This window comes from Mesorhizobium sp. M7A.F.Ca.CA.004.04.2.1, assembly GCF_004022825.1.
Classification (GTDB): domain Bacteria; phylum Pseudomonadota; class Alphaproteobacteria; order Rhizobiales; family Rhizobiaceae; genus Mesorhizobium.
Map to the genome: position 1 here is coordinate 1 of NZ_RZPH01000880.1, position 2,578 is coordinate 2,578.

The window sequence follows — 2,578 nt, forward strand, 5'->3', positions numbered from 1 at the left end:
GTTTACGGCCAGCGCCATGTCCTGCTTGTTGGTGCCGACGCAGATGATGTGGTGGGCGTCATGCGCCACGCTGGACGCCATGGCGCAGTCGCCCACATAGCCGAAGCCGGAAACGAAGGCGTTGGTGACGCCGCCCGTGCCCCGGTGGCGCTCGACCAGCGCGATCTGGCAGATGTCGTTGCGGCGGTCCATGGCGACCAGCCCGTCCTCGACCGGCAGATCGGCCTCAAGCGCGCGCGTCGGCGCCTGGTTCTCGATAACGCCGATGACACGCACCCGCACCTCGTTGGCGCCCTTGGGCGCCGTGATGTCGAAGTCGTCGCCCTTCAGCTTCTTGCCGAGCTTGACGGTGTTCTTCGCCGTCTTCGGGTAATCATAGGCCGGAATATCGATTTCGAGCTTGCCGCCCTTGGCCACCCTGACGCCGCGTGCATAGACCTCGTCGATGGTCATTGCGGCGAGATCCGAAACGATCAGCAGGTCGGCCAGCCGGCCCGGCGCGATCGAGCCGATCTCGCGCTCCAGTCTGAAATGCTGGGCGGTGTTGAGCGTCGCCATCTGGATCGCCGTCACCGGCTTCAACCCCTGTTGGATGGCGTGGCGCACCACGCGGTCCATATGGCCTTCCTGGACCAGCGTGCCGGAGTGGCTGTCGTCGGTGCACAGGATGAAATTGCGCGGGTCGATACCGCTCTCCGTCACCGCCTTGATCTGCGAGGCGACGTCGTACCAGGCCGAGCCGAGCCGCAGCATCGCCTTCATGCCCTGGCGCACACGGGCGATGGCATCCTCGGCGCGCGTGCCCTCATGATCGTCCTCGGGGCCGCCGGCGACATAGCCATGGAACGGCAGGCCGAGATCGCGCGAGGCATAGTGGCCGCCGACCGTCTTGCCTGCATGAACCGTCGCCGCGATCTCGCCCGACATGACAGGATCATTGGCGGCGACACCGGGAAAATTCATCACTTCGCCCAGGCCGATAATGTTCTCCCAGGTCATCGCCTCCTCGACATCGGCGACCGTCAGCTCGGCGCCGGCATGTTCCAGCCCCGGCGCCGAAGGCACGCAGGACGGCATCTGCACATGCACGTTGATGGGCATGGCGACCGCTTCGTCATGCATCAGCCGCACGCCGGGCAGGCCAAGCACATTGGCGATCTCGTGCGGGTCGATGAACATCGAGGTGGTGCCGTGCGGAATGACGGCCCGGCAGAACTCGGTCACCGTCACCATGCCGCTTTCGACATGCATGTGCGCGTCGCAGAGACCGGGCACCAGGTAGCGCCCGCCGGCGTCGACCACCTTGGTGCCCTGGCCGATGGCACGGCTGGCATTGGGCCCGCAATAAGCGAAGCGCCCGCCGGCAATGGCGATGTCGGTGCCGGCGATGATCTCGCCCGAATGGACGTTCACCCAGCGGCCGTTGCGCACGACCAGGTCAGCGGGTTTGCGCCCCATGGCGACATCGACCAGATGTGTCGCCATCTCGGTCCACGGTCTGGGTTTTGCGAGCGTTGCTTTCGTCATTCGCGATTCCTTCGGTTGTCGCCAGTCTCGCAAATGTCGGCGGGCGCCGCCAGAGCCGTCGGGCCAACACACCGCGGCAGACTGAGCTTGTTGACTAATCTGGCCAAAGCGCGATGCTGGCTACGGACCGAGCCGTAAGGGGGAAACATGACCCGTTTTTGGAAAGCGTTCGCCGTCGTCATCTTGTTCGCAGCGTCGACCACTTTTGCCGCCGCCGAGGAACGTTGGCAGACCTTGCCGGAGCCTGCGGCCATGCCCAAGCCCGATCAGAGCGGATATGCGCCGGTGAACGGCATCCAGATGTACTACGCCGTTTTCGGAGCGGGTGACCCCGTGCTGCTCATCCATGGCGGCCTCGGCCACGCCGACATCTGGGCCAGCCAGGTGGCCACGTTTTCCAAAACCCACAAGGTGATCGTCGCCGACAGCCGTGGTCACGGCCGCTCCACCCGCACCGAGCAGCCCTATGGCTATGACTTGATGGCGTCGGACTATCTGGCACTGCTCGATTACCTGAAGATCGACAAGACCGCGCTCGTCGGCTGGAGCGATGGCGGAATTATCGGTATCGACATCGCACTGCATCATCCGGAGCGGCTGACAAGGCTCTTTGCGCAAGCCGCCAACGTAACCACCGACGGCGTCGATCCGGGCGTGATGACCAACAAGACCTTTGCCGCCTACATCGACCGCTCCGGCCGCGACTACAAGAAGATGTCGAAAACACCGGACCAGTATGACGCCTTCGTGGCGCAGATAAGCCATATGTGGGAGACCGAGCCGGCGTGGACCAAGGAGCAGCTCGCTGAGATAACCACGCCGACGGCGATCGTTGCCGGCGACCATGATGAAGCGATCAAGCGCGAACACACCGAATATATCGCCTCCGCCATCCCGGGCGCGAAGCTGATTATCCTGCCCAACGCCAGTCATTTCGCCATGCTGCAAGCGCCGGATGAATATAACCAGGCTGTGCTGGACTTCATCGACGCCAAATAGCGGATTCTGTGCGGCGACAGGGGGATTGCGATTGCGGCGAATGCGGTTATCC

At 63.8% G+C, this 2,578-nt stretch carries 2 protein-coding genes; one reads left to right on the forward strand and one right to left on the reverse strand.

The genetic code is table 11. The features are described 5' to 3' along the window. On the reverse strand, positions 1–1,527 hold a 1,527-nt coding region (locus EN893_RS28580; RefSeq protein WP_164901190.1), incomplete at its 3' end, for an adenine deaminase. Positions 1,528–1,674: 147 nt separating this feature from the next. Between EN893_RS28580 and EN893_RS28585 the strand changes: the two genes are divergently transcribed. After that, entirely contained in the window at positions 1,675–2,526 is an 852-nt protein-coding gene (locus EN893_RS28585; RefSeq protein ID WP_127271933.1) for an alpha/beta hydrolase, read from the forward strand. Positions 2,527–2,578 lie beyond the last annotated feature (52 nt).

Bases quoted from the DNA above. Each gene is read 5' to 3' on its own strand.
- EN893_RS28585 (WP_127271933.1), top strand. From the start codon at position 1,675: ATGACCCGTTTTTGGAAAGCGTTCGCCGTCGTCATCTTGTTCGCAGCG.